The organism is Micromonospora sp. NPDC048907, assembly GCF_055586885.1.
This window is the reverse complement of sequence record NZ_JBVJHI010000010.1, coordinates 112,089-128,069: the sequence shown is the minus strand read 5'-3', so window position 1 is coordinate 128,069 and position 15,981 is coordinate 112,089. Positions and strand designations below refer to the sequence as shown.

At 75.3% G+C, this 15,981-nt stretch carries 14 protein-coding genes and 1 pseudogene; 5 read left to right on the top strand and 10 right to left on the bottom strand.

Features of this window, described 5'->3' with window-relative positions:
* Positions 1-76: 76 nt before the first annotated feature.
* Positions 77-2,209: a transglycosylase domain-containing protein gene (locus ACZ6PY_RS28000; RefSeq protein ID WP_466077451.1), complete on the top strand. Its 2,133-nt coding sequence runs from the start codon at positions 77-79 to the stop codon at positions 2,207-2,209.
* 115 nt (positions 2,210-2,324) lie between these two features.
* On the opposite strand, the gene ACZ6PY_RS27995 is transcribed toward ACZ6PY_RS28000, so the two are convergent.
* A complete protein-coding gene (locus ACZ6PY_RS27995) occupies positions 2,325-2,894 on the bottom strand; it encodes a GNAT family N-acetyltransferase (protein ID WP_466077448.1) in 570 nt (189 codons plus the stop codon).
* Entirely contained in the window at positions 2,891-4,258 is a 1,368-nt protein-coding gene (locus ACZ6PY_RS27990) for a cobyrinate a,c-diamide synthase (protein ID WP_466077446.1), read from the bottom strand. Before ACZ6PY_RS27990 ends, ACZ6PY_RS27995 begins: the two co-directional genes overlap by 4 nt.
* A 135-nt stretch (positions 4,259-4,393) precedes the next feature.
* On the opposite strand from ACZ6PY_RS27990, the gene ACZ6PY_RS27985 reads away from it, so the two are divergent.
* Positions 4,394-5,209 carry an SURF1 family cytochrome oxidase biogenesis protein gene (locus ACZ6PY_RS27985; RefSeq protein WP_466077444.1) on the top strand — a complete coding sequence of 272 codons (816 nt, stop codon included), beginning with the start codon at positions 4,394-4,396 and terminating at the stop codon, positions 5,207-5,209.
* A 31-nt stretch (positions 5,210-5,240) separates the two neighbouring features.
* Here the strand turns inward: ACZ6PY_RS27985 and ACZ6PY_RS27980 are convergent, their stop codons facing one another.
* The 4 genes and pseudogenes from ACZ6PY_RS27980 to ACZ6PY_RS27965 form a co-directional block, all read right to left on the bottom strand.
* Positions 5,241-6,824 (bottom strand): ATP-dependent DNA ligase, encoded by a 1,584-nt coding sequence (locus ACZ6PY_RS27980; protein WP_466077441.1) that lies wholly within the window; start codon positions 6,822-6,824, stop codon positions 5,241-5,243.
* A 108-nt stretch (positions 6,825-6,932) separates the two neighbouring features.
* Entirely contained in the window at positions 6,933-7,139 is a 207-nt protein-coding gene (locus tag ACZ6PY_RS27975; RefSeq protein WP_466077438.1) for a hypothetical protein, read from the bottom strand.
* Positions 7,140-7,217: 78 nt separating this feature from the next.
* Complete coding sequence (locus ACZ6PY_RS27970; protein ID WP_466077435.1) at positions 7,218-8,585, bottom strand: M20/M25/M40 family metallo-hydrolase; 1,368 nt, start codon at positions 8,583-8,585, stop codon at positions 7,218-7,220.
* Positions 8,563-9,346, bottom strand: a pseudogene (locus tag ACZ6PY_RS27965) (uridine kinase family protein); the annotation flags it as partial. The gene ACZ6PY_RS27970 and the pseudogene ACZ6PY_RS27965, both read right to left, overlap by 23 nt.
* Before the next feature lie 24 nt (positions 9,347-9,370).
* On the opposite strand from ACZ6PY_RS27965, the gene ACZ6PY_RS27960 reads away from it, so the two are divergent.
* Positions 9,371-9,772, top strand: coding sequence for a rhodanese-like domain-containing protein (locus ACZ6PY_RS27960; RefSeq protein WP_466077577.1), 402 nt, complete (start codon positions 9,371-9,373; stop codon positions 9,770-9,772).
* 108 nt (positions 9,773-9,880) lie between these two features.
* Here ACZ6PY_RS27960 and ACZ6PY_RS27955 read toward each other — a convergent pair whose 3' ends face one another.
* The 3 genes from ACZ6PY_RS27955 to ssb form a co-directional block, all read right to left on the bottom strand.
* Complete coding sequence (locus ACZ6PY_RS27955; RefSeq protein ID WP_466077432.1) at positions 9,881-11,422, bottom strand: cobyric acid synthase; 1,542 nt, start codon at positions 11,420-11,422, stop codon at positions 9,881-9,883.
* Positions 11,419-12,432, bottom strand: a complete 1,014-nt coding sequence (locus ACZ6PY_RS27950) for a cobalamin biosynthesis protein (protein ID WP_466077429.1) — start codon at positions 12,430-12,432, stop codon at positions 11,419-11,421. Before ACZ6PY_RS27950 ends, ACZ6PY_RS27955 begins: the two co-directional genes overlap by 4 nt.
* A gap of 94 nt (positions 12,433-12,526) precedes the next feature.
* Entirely contained in the window at positions 12,527-13,354 is an 828-nt protein-coding gene (ssb, locus tag ACZ6PY_RS27945; protein ID WP_466077426.1) for a single-stranded DNA-binding protein, read from the bottom strand.
* Between the two features lie 278 nt (positions 13,355-13,632).
* Here ssb and ACZ6PY_RS27940 point away from each other — a divergent pair, with 278 nt between their 5' ends.
* Positions 13,633-14,043 (top strand): HPF/RaiA family ribosome-associated protein, encoded by a 411-nt coding sequence (locus tag ACZ6PY_RS27940; RefSeq protein ID WP_466077423.1) that lies wholly within the window; start codon positions 13,633-13,635, stop codon positions 14,041-14,043.
* 88 nt (positions 14,044-14,131) lie between these two features.
* Positions 14,132-15,142, top strand: coding sequence for an alpha/beta hydrolase (locus tag ACZ6PY_RS27935; RefSeq protein WP_466077420.1), 1,011 nt, complete (start codon positions 14,132-14,134; stop codon positions 15,140-15,142).
* Between the two features lie 10 nt (positions 15,143-15,152).
* On the opposite strand, the gene ACZ6PY_RS27930 is transcribed toward ACZ6PY_RS27935, so the two are convergent.
* Positions 15,153-15,890, bottom strand: coding sequence for a hypothetical protein (locus ACZ6PY_RS27930; protein ID WP_466077417.1), 738 nt, complete (start codon positions 15,888-15,890; stop codon positions 15,153-15,155).
* Between the last annotated feature and the right edge of the window lie 91 nt (positions 15,891-15,981).

Sequence of the window (15,981 nt, the reverse complement as noted above, 5' to 3'; positions counted from 1 at the left end):
CGTCACCACCGCTGAACCACTCGCCCGTTTATGAATTCTTCTCATTTCCGAATCGGAAATGTCATAGCTTGACCACGTGAGCAACCGACCCCTTGCCTCCGCTGGTCGTGCCGTGCCCCTCCTCCGCGCCGGACTCATCGCCGGCATCGTGGTCGCCGCCGCGGCCTATCCGCTGGCCGCCGTCACCGGCATCGGGGCCAAGGCCACCGCACACGCAGTGGAGCAGAAGACCAACATCCTGAAGACCGCGCTGCCCGCCGAGACCTCGTACCTGTACGCGCCGGACGGCAAGACCGTGCTGACGATGTTCTACGAGGAGTACCGGCAGTACACCAAGATCGACGACATGTCGCCGAACATCCAGCAGGCGATCGTCGCCGCCGAGGACAACCGCTTCTACCAGCACCACGGCGTCGACCCGAAGGGCGTGGCCCGCGCCTTCGTGTCCAACGCCCGGTCCGGCGGCGTCTCCCAGGGCGCCTCGACGATCACCATGCAGTACGTCCGGATGGCCCTGCGGGACAGCGCGAAGACCCCGAAGGAGGTCCAGGAGGCCACCCAGCAGACCAGCCTGCGCAAGGTCAAGGAGATGCGCATGGCGCTGGACATCGAGAAGCACGTCAGCAAGGAACAGATCCTCGAGCGCTACCTGAACTCGGCCTACTTCGGCCACCGGGCGTACGGGATCTACGCGGCCTCGCAGATCTTCTTCTCCAAGACACCGGCCACCCTCACCCCGGTCGAGGCGGCCACCCTGGCCGGCCTGGTCAAGTCCCCGTCGGAGTACGACCCGATCACCTCCGACCAGAAGGACGCCACCGGGCGGCGCAACTACGTGCTCGACAACATGACCCGCCTCGGCTACCTCTCGCCGGACGCCGCGGCGGCGGCCAAGGCCGAGCCGATCAAGCTGAAGCTCACCGACCCGCCGAACGACTGCGCCTCGATCAACAACCAGTACCGCACCTGGGGCTTCGCCTGCGACTACCTGAAGAACTGGTGGAGCGCGCAGCCCGCGTTCGGGGAGAACCGGCTGGAACGGATGGACAAGCTGCGCCGCGGCGGCTACCGGATCGTGCTGAGCATCGACCCGAAGATCCAGGCGGCGGCCGAGAAGAACGTCGGCGCCAAGGACAACACCGGCAGTCCGTTCGCCAACGGGGTCGTCGTCGCCGAACCCGGCACCGGGCGGATCAAGGCGATGGCGGTGAACCGGAACTACTCCCTGGACCTGAGCGAGAACGGGCCCAGCTCCAATCCGGAGGCCGGCCCGAAGGTGAAGGCGAACTACCCGAACACGGTGGCGCCGCTGCTCGGCGGCGGCACGCTCCCCGGCTACCAGGCCGGATCGACGTTCAAGATGTTCCCGATGCTCGCCGCCCTCGACTCGGGGATGAAGCTCTCGACCTCGTTCAACGCCCCGTACCGGTACAAGTCGTCGGTGTACGACGGCTGGGCCCCGTCGAACGCCAGCGGCGCGATGACCGGCCAGCAGACCATGTGGTCCGGCTTCGGGAAGTCGGTGAACACGTACTTCGTGTGGCTGGAGGAGCAGGTCGGCGCGGACCGGGCGGTCCGGCTGGCCGAACAGCTCGGGCTGCGCTGGCGCACCGACGTGGACCGCGACCAGGCGTCCCCGACCAAGGTGAAGAAGTGGGGAGCGTTCACCCTGGGCGTCTCCGACGCCACCCCGCTGGAGATGGCCAACGCGTACGCGGCCGTCGCCGCCGACGGACGCTACTGCGAGGCGATCCCGGTCAACTCGATCATGAACCGGGACGGCACGCCGGCCGCGTACCGGACGCCGGGCGGGGTGCAGCGGGAGATCGCCAAGCCGCGCTGCCGGCAGGTGGTCAGCGCCGACGCGGCCCGGGCGGCCACCGACGCGGCCCGCTGCCCGACCGGTGACACCCCGGCCAAGGGGGGCTGCGGCGGCTGGTCGACCGCGGACAGCGTGCGGGGCACGGTCGGCCGACCGGTCGCCGGCAAGACGGGTACCACGGACAGCACCCGGTCGGCCTGGTTCGTCGGCTACACGCCGGAACTGGCGGCGGCGAGCTTCATCGCCGACCCGGACAACCCGTTCAACGCGGTGGGCGACGGCCAGTCGATGATCCCGGTGAACGCGGTGGCCATGACCCTCCGCGACGCCCTGAAGGGCCAACCCACCCGCCAGTTCACCCCACCCAGCGACCAGATCGTGGGCTGACCGCACCACCCCGAACCGCCCGGGGGTGCGCCCGGGTTAGTCGATCAAGAGGTTTGCGTCAGGAACCAGCCGGTTCCGCGCGCGAACCTCTTGATCGACTTCCGGTGGCCGGGGATCAGCGGAGGTCGGCGCTCACGAAGGACCAGAGTTCCAGGTCCACGCGGGCGCCGTGCACGAAGCCGGCGTTGCGGAGCAGGCCCTCGTAGCTGAAGCCGGCCTTCTCCGCCACCCGGCGGGAGGCGACGTTGCCGGGCGCCACCCGCAGCTCGACCCGCTGGAAGCCGTGCTCCAGGATCAGCGCGATGGCGACCGCGTCGACCGCCTCGGCGGCCAGGCCGTAGCCGCGGGCGTGCGGGGCGATCGCGTAGGACACCTCGGTCAGCCGGGCGCCCCAGTCGGTGCGGCGGGTCCACAGACACCCGACCACCCGCCGGTCCTCGCGGCGGACCACCGCCCAGTGGTCGCCGTCGCCGCTGTCCCGGCGCTGCCGGGCCAGCTCCGTGCACCAGGCCCGCCCGTCGATCTGCCCCGAGGAGTCGGCCAGCGGCAGCCAGCGCTGGGTCTGCCGGTCCGCGAACACCTCGTCGACCGCCTCGGCGTCCGCCGCGGCGAGCTGGCGCACCTCGGTGCGCGGGGTGGAGACGGTCAGCGCCGGGAACCGGCGCACCGCCACCTGCCCGATCACGCCGGGGCCTCCGCGGGGGCCACGGCCGCCGCGACCAGCCGGGCCGCCATCCCCGGGTACGCGGCCCAGTGCGGCACGAGCTGCGACGCGTGCACGCCCCGCCACACGAACCCCTCCGGGGCCCCACCCTCCCAGCGCCAGGCCGCCCGCTCCCCGGCCCGCGGGGTGAGCACCGCGGCGTGCTGCTTGTGCCCCACCACCGTGGCGCCGGCCCGGGCCACCACGCTGTCGACGGCCGCGGTCGCCTCCCGGTAGCCGACGACCAGGCCGTCCCGGCTGGCGCCGACCGCGTCGAGCACCCCGCACATGGGCAGGCCGTCCAGCTCCCGGGCCAGCCACAGCAGGCCGGCACCCTCGGCGACCACGGGACGCCCCGTGCGGGCCAGCTCGGCCACCGCGATGCAGAGCCGGCGGTTGGCGGAGAGCTGCTCCGCGTACGTCTCCGGGAGCCCGCCGCCGACGACAAGCGCGCGGGTGCCGGCGGGCAGCGACCCGTCGCGCAGCGGGTCGACGGTGACCACCTCGGCGCCGGCCGCGCGCAGCAGCTCGGCGGTCTCCGGGTGGCTGTAGCTGCCACCCGGGCCGCCGGCCAGGGCGACCACCGGCCGTTCCCCGGCGGCGGGCGGGTCGGCCGGCTCCGGCGACCACGGCGCGGCGGTCAGCTCCGGGGCGGACCGGGCCAGCGCCAGCAGCCGGTCGAGGTCGATCGTGGCGGCGGCCGCCTCGCCGAGGCGGCGCACCGCCCGCTGGGCCTCGGCGTCGCGCTGGACCACCGGCACCAGGCCGTGCCGGCGGGCGGGCAGCACCGGAGGCAGCTCGTGGCGGCGCAGCGCGCCGTAGACCGGCACCCCCACGTCGTCGAGCGCCTCCCGCAGCATCGCCTCGTGCCGGGGCGACGCCACCCGGTTGAGGATCACGCCGCCCAGCCAGAGCTGCTCGTCGTAGGCCCGGAAGCCGTGCACCAGGGCGGCCACCGACTGACCCATCGCGGCCACGTCGACCACCAGCACCACCGGGCTGCGCAGCGCGGTCGCGACGGCCGCCGTGGACTCGGTCTCCGGCCGGCCGGCGATCGAGTCGTAGAGCCCCATGGTGCCCTGGACCAGCGCGAACCCCGCGCCGGCGGCGCCGTGGGCGAAGAGGGGGGCGACCCGCTCCGGGCCGACCAGCCGCGGGTCGAGGTTGCGCCCCGGGCGCCCGGCGGCCAACCCCAGGTAGGCCGCGTCGACCTGGTCCGGCCCGATCTTGAACCCGGCCACGTCCAGCCCGCGGTCGGCGAGGGCCGCGAGCAGGCCCAGCGAGAGGGCACCGGTGCCGTGCCCCGAGGAGGGCGCGCTCAGCACGACGCGCGGCACGACGGTCATCATCGACTCCTGCTCTGGGGTGGTTTCCGCCCGCGTGACCATACCCGCCCGGACCGACGCACGGCGGCCGGCGACCGGCCCGATCCGGCCCGGCGCGGGCCAGTGGCGCCGCTCATACGGGTAGCCTTGGCCAACGTGTACCGGTTTCTGCTGACCCCACGCTGGCTCGGCTATCTCGCGCTGACCCTGGTCGCTGCCGCGGTGATGGTCTTCCTCGGCAACTGGCAGCTGGACCGCTACCGGGGCCGGACGGCCATCAACGAGCGGATCGACGCCGGCGCCACCATGACCCCCGCGCCGCTGCGCGAGGCCCTGCCGGCGCCCACCGGCGGCCCGGGCACCACCGGCCCGGCCCCGGCCGACCGGCTCACCTGGACCAGGGTCACCGCCACCGGCCGGTACGACAGCGCCAACGTCGTCCTGGTCCGCGGCCGCACCGTCGACAACAAGGTCGGTTTCGAGGTGCTCACCCCGCTGGTCCTCGACGACGGCAGCGCCGTGCTGGTCGACCGCGGCTGGGTCCCGCCCGTCCCCGGCGGGAACGCCACCGCCCAGCCGCCGGTGCCGGCCGCGCCGGCCGGCGCGGTGACGGTCACCGGCCGGCTGGTGTCCAGCGAGAGCGGCGGCGGCGCGGTCGACCGGCGCGACGGCAAGCTGGAGACCCGGCGGATCAGCATCCCCCGCCTGGCGAAGCAGCTGCCCTACCCGGTGTCCGGCGGCTACGTGCTGCTCGACCAGCAGACCCCGGCCGCCGACCCCACGTTCCAGGCGGTGCCGATCGGGCACACCAACAACTGGCAGAACTTCGGCTACGTGCTGCAGTGGTGGCTCTTCGCCGGCATGAGCCTGGTGGGTTACGGCTGGGTCGCCCGGCGGGAGGCGCGCCGGCTGGCCGGCCTCGACGGGCCGCGCGAGCCGGTGGACCGGGCCGCCGAGCCGGCCGCCACCTGATCCCCGCTCGGCGGCGGACCAGGCCCTCGGGTCAGCCGGTGACCCGACCGGCGTGGATGGCCCGGACCGCGTCGATGGTGTCCGCCTCGGCGGCGCTCTTGTCGTCCCGGTAGCGGAGCACCCGGGCGAAGCGCAGCGCCATCCCGCCCGGGTAGCGGCTGCTGGTCTGCACCCCGTCGAAGGCGATCTCGACCACCTGCTCCGGCCGGACCCGGACCACCCAGTCGCCCTTCTCCACGGCCAGCGCGAGGAACCGCTCGGTCTGCCAGCGCAGCAGCTCGTCGGTGAGCCCCTTGAACGTCTTGCCGAGCATGACGAAGTCGCCGGTGCGCGGATCGCGGGCGCCCAGGTGCAGGTTGGAGAGCCAGCCCTGCCGCCGGCCGCTGCCCCACTCGACCGCCAGCACCACCAGGTCGAGGGTGTGCCGCGGCTTCACCTTGACCCAGGCCGCGCCCCGCCGGCCGGCGTCGTAGGGGGCGGCCGGGTCCTTGACCACCACCCCCTCCTGGCCGGCGTCGACCGCCGCCGCGAAGGCGGCGCCGGCCTGCTCGGCGTCGTCCACCTCCACCCGGCCGACCAGCAGCGCCGGGTCGACCGCGCCGGCCAGCGCGGCCCACCGCTCCCGGCCGGGCAGGTCGATGAGGTCCGTGCCGTCGAGGTGCAGCAGGTCGAAGAAGTACGGCGTCAGCACCGTCTCGCCGGTGCGCTCGGCCGCGGCGAGCACGGCGGGTGCCACCGGAGTGCCGCCGGTGGTGCTCGGGGTGATGCGCCGGGCGGCCCGGCTGGAGGTCTCCTGGAAGGGCAGCGGGCGCCCCTCGGCGTCCAGCCCGATCGCCTCGCCGTCGAGCACCAGCTCGCGGGCGGGCAGCGCGCGGACCGCGGCCACGACCCCGGGCAGCCGGCCGGTGATGTCGTCGAGGCTCCGGGTGAACACCGCGATGTCCGGACCGGACCGGTGCACCTGGATGCGGATGCCGTCGAGCTTGACGTCGACCACCGCCGGGGTGCCGGTGGCGGTGAGCGCCTCGTCGACCGAGGGCGCGCTCTGCGCCAGCATGGGGGCGAGCGGGCGGCCCACCTGGAGCCCGAACCCGGCCAGCGCGGCCGCCCCGCCGGAGAGCGCCGCGACCGCCACCGCCCGCAGGTCACCGGCGAGCAGCAGGGCTCGCCGCACGGCGGCGACCGGCACGTCCGCGGCCCGGGCCACCGCCTCGGTGAGCAGGCCGGCCTGGGCGCCCTGGCGCAGCTCGCCGCGGAACAGGCCGGCCAGCAGCCGCTGCTCGTCGGCGGTGGCCGCGGCGAAGAGCCGGCCGAGCAGCTCGCGCCGCCGGGCCTGCGAGCCCGCGCCGCCGACGGCCGCGATCTCCTCGATCGCCGCGTCGACGCCGCCCACGGTCAGGCTCGGCTCGGCCGCCGGCGGGGGCAGGTCACGCAGGCTCGCCCAACCCACCCCGGTCTGCCGCTGCCGCAGCTCGCCGGCCAGGTAGCCGGCGCCCGCCGGCACCTCGTCGGGATCGAGCGACCGCAGCGCGGCGGCCAGCAGCTCCACCTTGGCCCGTCGGCCGCTGGTGGCGCCCACGGCCGCCGACGTGGCCGCCAGCTCAAGGAAGCGCACGTCCCTCATCCTGCCAGCCACCCCCGACAGCCGGGCGCTTCCCGGCCGTGGGGGGTTGGCGTCCCCCAGGAACGTCAACTCCCCACGAGCGGGCAGGCGGCGGCCGGCTCAGGCCGAGACGGGCTCCTCGATGCGGAGGCCGCGGGCGCGCACCTCGTCGGCGACCCGGGTGAGCAGCGTGTCGAGCGCGACCAGGACGGCCGAGAGCTCGCCGAGCTGGTCCTTGAGCGCGTCCTCGGGCCACGCGGAGACATCGACGTCCCCCAGAGCACTGACGGCGGCCTGGAGCCGCGACATCTCGTCATTCGTACGCATGTTCGAGAGGCTATAACACCCCGCCGCCCGACACACCGCAAACTCCGACATCGACCCCGAAGTTACGGTTTCGACGCCTCAGGAGCGGTTCGCGGCCGCCTCGGCGACCTTCGCGAGCAGCAGCGCCTCGGCCACGCAGACCCGGGCGAACTCGCCCAGGTGCAGGCTCTCGTTCGGCCCGTGCGCCCGGGCGTGCGGGTCCTCCACACCGGTCACCAGGATCGCCGCGCCGGGGAACATCTCCTGGAAGGTGGCGATGAAGGGGATCGACCCGCCCACGCCGATGTCGACCGGGTCGGTGCCGTCCCAGGCGCCCCGGAACGCCGCGCGCGCCGCCTCGAACATCGGCCCGGTGGCGTCGATGACACAGGGCGCGCCGTCGTGCTCGAAGGTCACCGTCACCCGGGCGCCCCACGGCGCGTGCTTCTCCAGGTGCGCGGTCAGCGCCGCGTACGCCTGCTTCGGGTCGTCGCCCGGCGCCAGCCGCACGCTCAGCTTGGCCTTGGCGGCCGGGACCAGCGCGTTCGGCGCCTCCCCGGTGGCCGGGGCGTCGACACCGAGGATGGCCAGGGCGGGCTTGGTCCAGAGCCGGTCGGTGATCCGGCCGCTGCCGAAGAGCTGCGCGCCCTCGATCAGCCCGGCCTCCGCGCGGAACCGGTCCTCCGGGTAGTCGACGGTGGCGCCCTCCCGGCCCACCAGCCCCTCGACGGTCACGTTCCCGGCGTCGTCGTGCAGCGTGCCGAGCAGCTTCACCAGGGCGGTGAGCGCGTCCGGCACGGCGCCGCCGAACATGCCGCTGTGCACCGCGTGGTCGAGGGTGCGCACCTCGACGAAGCAGTTGACGATGCCGCGCAGCGAGGTGGTCAGCGCGGGCACCCCGATGTCCCAGTTGCCGGAGTCGGCGATCACGATGACGTCCGAGGCCAGCTCGTCGCGGTGCTCGGCCAGCAGCCGCTCCAGCGAGTCCGAGCCGTACTCCTCCTCGCCCTCGATGAAGAGGACCACGCCGACCGGAAGCCGGTCGCCGAACGCGCGCAGCGCCGCGACGTGCGCCATGATGCCGGCCTTGTCGTCGGCGGCGCCGCGGCCGTAGAGGCGGCCGTCCCGCTCCACCGGCTCGAACGGGTCGGACTCCCAGAGCGAGAGGTCACCGACCGGCTGGACGTCGTGGTGGGCGTACAGGAGGACGGTGGGCGCGCCGGGCGGGGCCGGCTTCGTCCCGATCACCGCCGGCTGGCCGCCGGAACGCACGATCTTCGTGTCGAGGCCGCAGCCGCGCAGCAGCTCCGCCACCGCCTCGGCGGAACGCTCCACGTGCGAGTGGTCGAAGCCCGCGAAGGCGATGCCCGGGATGCGGACGAGTCGCTCGAGGTCGGCACGGACGCCGGGCAGTTCCCGCTCGACGGCGGCCCGCACCTCGGACTCGGAGAGGATCGGAGTGGTCATGACCGGAATCGTATGCCGGCCTTACCGGACCCCGCCGTCCGAGCCCGTCCCCGCGGGCCGGCGGACGTAGTAGCGGTCCGCGTCGTGCGGCAGGTCGGGGGCGCCGTCGACCACCAGGTCCACCGCGGCCTCCGTGCCGTCCGCGGCGAAGTGCGCCCGCTCCCCGGCGTGCCAGCGGCGCAGCTCGGGCAGGATCTCCGCGCCGTCGCGGGCGAGCGCCCGGGACAGCCGCAACCCGGCCGGCGCGGTGACGAGGACCGACAGGGTCAGCTCCGGCCGGATCGCCGCCCGCGCGGCGCTCACCCCCTCGACGATCAGCACCGGCCCGGCCGGCACCGGCACCGGCCGGTCCAGGAAGCACCGGCGCACCCAGCTGTACCGGCGGTAGGCCCCCGGCCGGCCGGCCCGGACCGGACCGAGCACCCACTGCTCCAGCCGGGGCCAGAAGGTGAGCTGGTCGTCCCAGCCGTCGAGCAGGTCGTCGGTGCGGACCACCGGCGGCCGGGCGCCGCCGGGCAGCGCCGCGACGGCGTCCGCGAGGCGCGTCGCGAACACGCTCTTGCCCGCGCCGCTCGGCCCGTCGACCGCCACCAGGCGGGTACGCCCCAACCGCGCCGGCCCGGCCAGCACCCGGCGGGCCAACCCGGCGTACGCCTCGACCACCGCCACCGTCACCCGGCCGACGTTAGCCGTCCCCCGTCCGCTGGATCCTGCGGCACCAGCAGGCCGTTCACCGGGCGGGCCCGCTCCGCCGTGGGCATCATCGGGAGGTGCTCCATGACGTGATGAGTCCGGGCGTCGACGCCCTCCTCGAACAGGCCCGCGCCGGCCTCCACCGACTCACCCCGCACGACACCGTCGAGGCGGTCCGCGCCGGGGCGCTGCTGGTCGACACGCGCAGCGAGGCGCAGCGCCGCGAGCAGGGCGAGCTGCCCGGGGCGATCGTCATCGACCGGACCGTGCTGGAGTGGCGGCTGGATCCGGCCAGCGCCTGGCGCATCCCCGAGTCGACCAGCTACGACCGGCAGATCGTGGTGGTGTGCCGGCAGGGCTACAGCTCCAGCCTGGCGGCCGCCGGCCTCCAGGCGCTCGGCCTGCGCCATGCCACCGACATGATCGGCGGCGTGCAGGGCTGGCAGGAGGCGGGCCTGCCGATGTCCGACCGCCCCGCCGACGTCCGCTACTGACCGGCGATCGGCGCGCACAGGCGGTCGGCGCGCACAGGCGGTCGGCGCGCACCGGCGCTCAGGCGGTCGGCGCGCACCGGCGCTCAGGCGGTCGGCGCGCACCGGCCCTCAGGCGGTCGGCGCGCCGGGTGGGATGAACGGCAGATCCGCGGGCGGGCCGGACTCGATGAGCCGCCACAGCGCGTCGGTGTCGAGGTGCTCCTCGACCAGGTCGCCGAGCAGGTCCAGGGTCCGCTCCCGGGCGGCCGCGAACGAGGTGTCCGGTGCGACCTTGAACCCGGTCCGCCCGGCCAGCGCGGCGACCTCGGTGAGGAAGCGGCGCCGGAAGGCGTCGGACTCGAAGGCGCCGTGCCAGTGGGTGCCGTGGACCGGACCCAGCCGGGCTCCCTCGCCGGCGCCGTCGGCGTAGCGGAGCAGCGGCGGCAGGCCCGGGTCGGCGGCCGAGACCTGGCCGTGGTGGATCTCGTAGCCGTGGACCGGCACGTCCCCGGCGGCGGTGCCGGCGGCACGCCGGACCGTCTTGCGCGGATCGAAGGTGATCTCGACGGGGAGCAGCCCCAGGCCGGGCACGCTGCCCTGGCGGCTCTCCACCGGGTCGTGGATGGCCCGGGACAGCATCTGGAAGCCGCCGCAGATGCCGAGCAGCGGCCGCCCCGCGGCGGCGTGCGCCAGGACGGCGTCGGCCAGGCCGGTCTCCCGCAGCCAGGCCAGGTCGGCCACTGTCGACTTGGAGCCGGGCAGCACCACCAGGTCGGCGGCGGCCAGCTCGGCCGGCTCGATGGTGAGCCGCACCCGGACGCCCGGCTCGGTGGCCAGCGCCTCGACGTCGGTGGCGTTGCTGATCCGGGGCAGCCGGACCACCGCCACGTCGAGCCAATCGGTGCCCCTTGGCGCCGCCGGCCGGCCGAGCACCCGCCCGTACGCGAGCGAGTCCTCCGCGTCGAGCCAGAGGTCGAGCGCCCAGGGCAGCACGCCGAGGGTGGGGCGGCCGGTGACCCGGTGCAGCATGTCCAGCCCCGGCCGGAGCAGCCCGAGATCGCCCCGGAACTTGTTGATCACGAAGCCGGCCACGAGGGCCTGGTCGGCCGGGTCGAGCAGCGCGACCGTGCCGAACATCGAGGCGAACACCCCGCCCCGGTCGATGTCGCCGACCACGACGGCCGGCAGGCCGGCGTGCCGGGCCAGCCCCATGTTCACGTAGTCGCCGGCCCGCAGGTTGATCTCGGCCGGGCTGCCCGCGCCCTCGCAGATCACCACGTCGTACTCGGCCCGCAGCCCGGCGAGGGCCGCGTAGGCCGTCTCGGCGAGCCGGGGACGCAGCTCCCGGTAGTTGCCGGCGGTGACCGTGTCGACCGCCTCGCCGAGCAGCACCACCTGGCTGGCGTGGTCGCTGCCCGGCTTCAGCAGCACCGGGTTGAAGCGCAGGTCCGGCGCGAGCCCGCAGGCGGCGGCCTGCATGGCCTGGGCGCGGCCGATCTCGCCGCCGCGCCCGTCCGGCCCGACCACCACGGCCGAGTTGTTGGACATGTTCTGCGCCTTGAACGGGGCGACCGACACACCCCGGCGGCGCAGCCAGCGGCAGATGCCGGCGGTGAGCACGCTCTTGCCGGCGTCGGAGGTGGTCCCGGCGACCAGCAGCCCGCCGCTCACCGTTCGCTCCCCGGTCGCGCCGCGGTGAGCGCGCGCAGCGCGGCGCGGCCGGTCGCGCCGACGAGGCGACCGACGGTCACCGGGTACGCCGCCGCGAGGCCGAGCGCGGCCAGGCCTACCGCACCGGAGATCCGGGCGGCCCGCTTCAGGTGCCGCGCCTCGGGCCGGGGCCCGTCACCGAGGAACGGCCGGGTCTCCTCGCGTCCGAAGTAGACGTTGCGCCCGCCGAGCCGGACGCCGAGCGCACCGGCCATGGCCGCCTCGCACTGGCCCGCGTTGGGGCTCGGGTGGTCGTTGCGGTCCCGTCGCCAGACCCGCCAGGCGGTGGCACGGTCCCCGTGCGCGGTCGGCGCCACGGCGACGGTGAGCAGCCCGGTCAGCCGGGCGGGCGCCAGGTTGAGCAGATCGTCGAGGCGGGCGGCCGGGGTGCCGAAGCGGGCGTAGCGCGTCGAGCGGTGGCCCACCATGGCGTCGAGGGTGTTCGCCGCCCGGTAGCCGAGCAGGCCGGGCAGCCCGGCGACGGCGCCCCAGACCAGCGGGGCGACCACGGCGTCGGAGGTGTTCTCGGCGACCGACTCGACGGTGGCCCGGGCCAGTTCCGGCTCGTCCAGCGCCGACGGGTCCCGCCCGCAGAGGTGGTTGAGCCGGCCGCGGGCGGCGGGCAGGTCACCCGCCTGCAGCGCCCGGGCCATGAGCCGCGACTCGTGCCGCAGGGTGCGCCCGCCGAGCACCGTCCAGGTACCGGCGGCCACCAGCGCGGCCCGGGCCACCGGGTGCCGCCGGGTGGCGAGGCCGGCGGCCGCCCCGAGCAGCACCGGCGCACCGACCGCGAGCGCGGCGAACGCCGCGCCGGCCGATCGCTCGGGTCGGTACATCCGTCGTTCCAGGGCGCCGGCCGCCCGGCCGAAGCCGGCGACCGGGTGCCACCGTCGGGGATCGCCGAGCAGCGAGTCCAGGGCGTAGCCCGCCACCAGTCCCGCCGCGTTCGCCATGGCGGTCGCCTGCCGCACCCGTCACCACCTCCGGCCGGCCAGCCTAGTCGTACGGCGGGGTGGCCACGCCGGCGTCGCCACCCCGCTCCCCCGTTGCACGATCCGGGGCTGCTCAGGCGGGCACCGGGGTCCGCCCCCGGCCCCGCCGGCCACGGCCGGTCCCGGTGACTCCCGCACTCGCAGCGGCCGGATCCGGCTCGCCGGCGGCCGGCCCGGCGCCCCGCGTTCCGGGGACCGGCTCCGCGCCCCGCTCGTCGTCGTCCGGCTCGGCGGCCAACTCGTCCGGGTCGGCGCCCAGCTCGTCCGGGTCGGCGCCCAGCTCGTCCGGCTCGGCGGCCGGGCCGTCGGGCCGCTCGTCGAACGGGTCGGCCAGCTCGTCGAGGTCGCCCGGCGACGCGTCCGCCCGGGCGGAGAGCCCGACACGGGAGACGCTGAACTCGGGCGGCGGGAACTCGTCGTCGAACGGCCGGTCGTCGAGCGACGCCGGGGCCTGCGCGGCCGGCACCGGCTCGGTGGCCTCGCCGTGCACCCGGCTCTCCGCCTCGGCGTCCTCGACGGTGCTGGTCGTCATGCCCGGCCGGTTGCGGAGGAACCGGGCGCGGCCCCGGGACAGGTCGTGCCCCACGGCGACCGCCTCCAGCTCGTAGAGGGTGCGGTGGTTGCCGGCGTCGTCGGTCCAGTCGCGGGTGTAGAGGCGCCCCGCCACCACCACGGGGTCGCCGACCGCCACCGAGGCGGCCACCCCCTCGGCCAGCCTCCGCCAGCAGTTCACCCGCACCCGGAGGCTGTTGCCGTCGACCCAGCGGCCGCTCTCGCGGTCGAGGCGGCGGGCGGTCGAGGCGACCTTGAAGTTGGCCACCAGGGTGTTGCTCTGGGTGGTCCGGCGCCACTCCGGCGCGGTCAGCACGTTGCCGACGATCGTGACGTACGTATCGAACATCGCCCCTCCCAGGGGAACTCGGCTTGTGGGGCCGAGCCTCGGCCGGCGAGCGCCCGGGAGCCAGCCGTCCCGGGCCGGGCTGTGGACGACCGGACCGGCTGTGGACAACCACCTGATCACGGTCCCGGTCTGCTAGGACCGGCGGCCCGGTGGCCCTGACCTGCGGAAGAACATGATCAGCAGGCCGGGTTCCGGACCTGCCCGGATTGGGTAAGAACTTGATCAACCGAGAGAAAGGGAGCGCCGATGCTTCTCCGAGACGTCTGCGAGGCCCGGCGATGAGCGCCGTGGCGAACCCCGCGACCGTGGCCGAGTGCCTGCGGGTGGGCGCCGGATTCTCCCAGGGCGACCGCAACTGGATCGCGGAGCAGTTCGCGACCCTCGACGCCCGGCTCGCCGGGTTCCACGCCGATGCCACCGAGCTGGAGGTGTCGGTCAAGGACCGGAACGCCAAGGGCCAGAAGGTCACCCTGGAGTGCTGGGTCGCGGGCCGGCAGAAGATCGTCACCACCTCCGGCGAGGAGGACCTGCACGCCGCGCTCAACGACGTCCGGGACGACCTGCGCCGCCGGCTCAACGACGCGAAGACCCGGCAGGAGCCGCGCCACAACAAGCACCTGCGCGAGACGGACCAGCCCGAGAGCGTCCCGGCGCAGGCCGCCGAGCGGGCCGACGCGGAGACCGCCTGAGACCCACCCCCGCCCCCGCCCGCACCGGATGCCGGCGGGCGGGGGCGGGGGCTACCGCCGGGTAGCTTGGCGGCGTACCGTCGCGGTCGTGGAACCCGACGTGCTGGGACCGCCGTACGAGCGGCAGACGATCGACCTGGGCACCGACGACGAGGGACCGGTCGTCGCCACCCTGGTCCGCCGGCGGGCGGAGCGCCCCACCGGCCGGGCCGTCCTCTACGTGCACGGCTTCGTCGACTACTTCTTCCAGACCCACGTCGCCGACTTCTTCGCCGAGCGCGGCTGGGACTTCTACGCGCTCGACCTGCGCAAGTACGGCCGCAGCCTGCAACCGCACCAGACCCCGAACTTCTGCCGCGACCTGAGCGACTACTTCCCCGAGCTGGACGCCGCCGCGAAGATCATCCGCGAGGACGAGGGGCACGACACCCTGCTCGCCATGGGCCACTCCACCGGCGGCCTGATCATCTCGCTCTGGGCGCACGCCCGCCGCGAGGCCGGCCTGGTCGACGGGATCGTCCTGAACAGCCCCTTCTTCGACATCAACGCGCCCTGGCTGGTCCGTCGACCCCTCGCGGCCGCCGTCTCCCGGCTGGGCCGCCGGGCGCCGCAGCGCATCCTCCCGTTCGGGCTGGGCACCGTGTACGGCGAGAGCCTGCACGCGGACCACCGCGGCGAGTGGCGGTACGACCTGGCGTGGAAGCCGCTCGCCGGGTTCCCGGTGCGCGCCGGCTGGATCAACGCGATCCGCGCCGGTCAACGCCAGCTCCGGGCCGGCCTGGACATCCCGGTGCCGGTGCTGCTGGCCTGCTCCACCCGCAGCTACCGGGGCACGAAGTGGCACGAGTCGGCAACCCTCGCCGACGCGGTGCTCGACGTCGAGCACATGGTGCGCTGGGCGCCCCGGCTCGGCCGGCACGTCACCCTGGCCCGCTTCGACGGCGGGCTGCACGACCTGACCCTGTCCGGCCCGGCCGTACGCGAAAAGGTCTTCACGGAGGTCGGGCGCTGGGCGGAGGGCTTCCTCGGCGCGGGGCCGACCGCGCCGGCCCCGCGGCGGCCGGCCGACGAGACGGCCGGCGCGACCGCCGAGGGATGAGCCGGGCCGGTCAGCGGTAACCGGCGGTCGCCGCGGCCAGCGCCGACCGGATCCGGTCGAACGTCGCGACCGGGTGGCCGCCGCCGTCCGCCGGCAGCAGCAGGCCCAGGCAGCGCAGCGACAGCTCCCCGTCGAGCGCCTCGACGCCGAACACGGGCGCGCCCACGTACCCGGACGGCAGCTCGGTGGTGACCCGCACCCCGTCGCCGGCCCGGGCCACCCGTTCGATCACCGCCTCCAGCGGCCGCGACCCGTCGTCACCGACGCCGAGCGCCAGCACGAACGCCGAGCCGGGTTCCGCGCCGAGCCGGGCGACCGTGCCGGCCGGCGCGGCGACCGCGTCGGTCACCTGCTGGGTACGCCAGCGCCAGCCCTCGTCCTCGGCGTGCCCGTGCAGCCCGCCCGTGGGCATGGCGGCCAGGCCGATCTCCGGCAGGTGCAGCCACCGGTAGGCGAAATTGGGCAGCTCGATCGGCTCCGCGGCCGCCCCCGCCGGCTCGGTGACGCTCGGCCGCAGCCCGATCTCCCCGTACGGGGTCCGCGTGGTCGCGGCGGCCGTGAGCAGCCACTCCTGCACCACCTCACCGTCGTCGGTCGCGCCGACCAGCTCGGCGTAGAAGAAGGCGGTCCCGAAGGTCGTACCCGGCGCACCGGGCCCCTCCGACCCGCTCACGGGCAGGATGGCGCGGCCGAGGAGCTGGCACAGCTCGTACGCGATCTCGTTCTCGGTTTCCTGGTCGAGCAGCACGACGCCGAGGGTACGGACCCGCCCGCCGCGGGTGGGCCGTGACCCGGAAATCCGGGATGCCCGCCGCGGCCCGGCGTAGGACGGTGAGCGG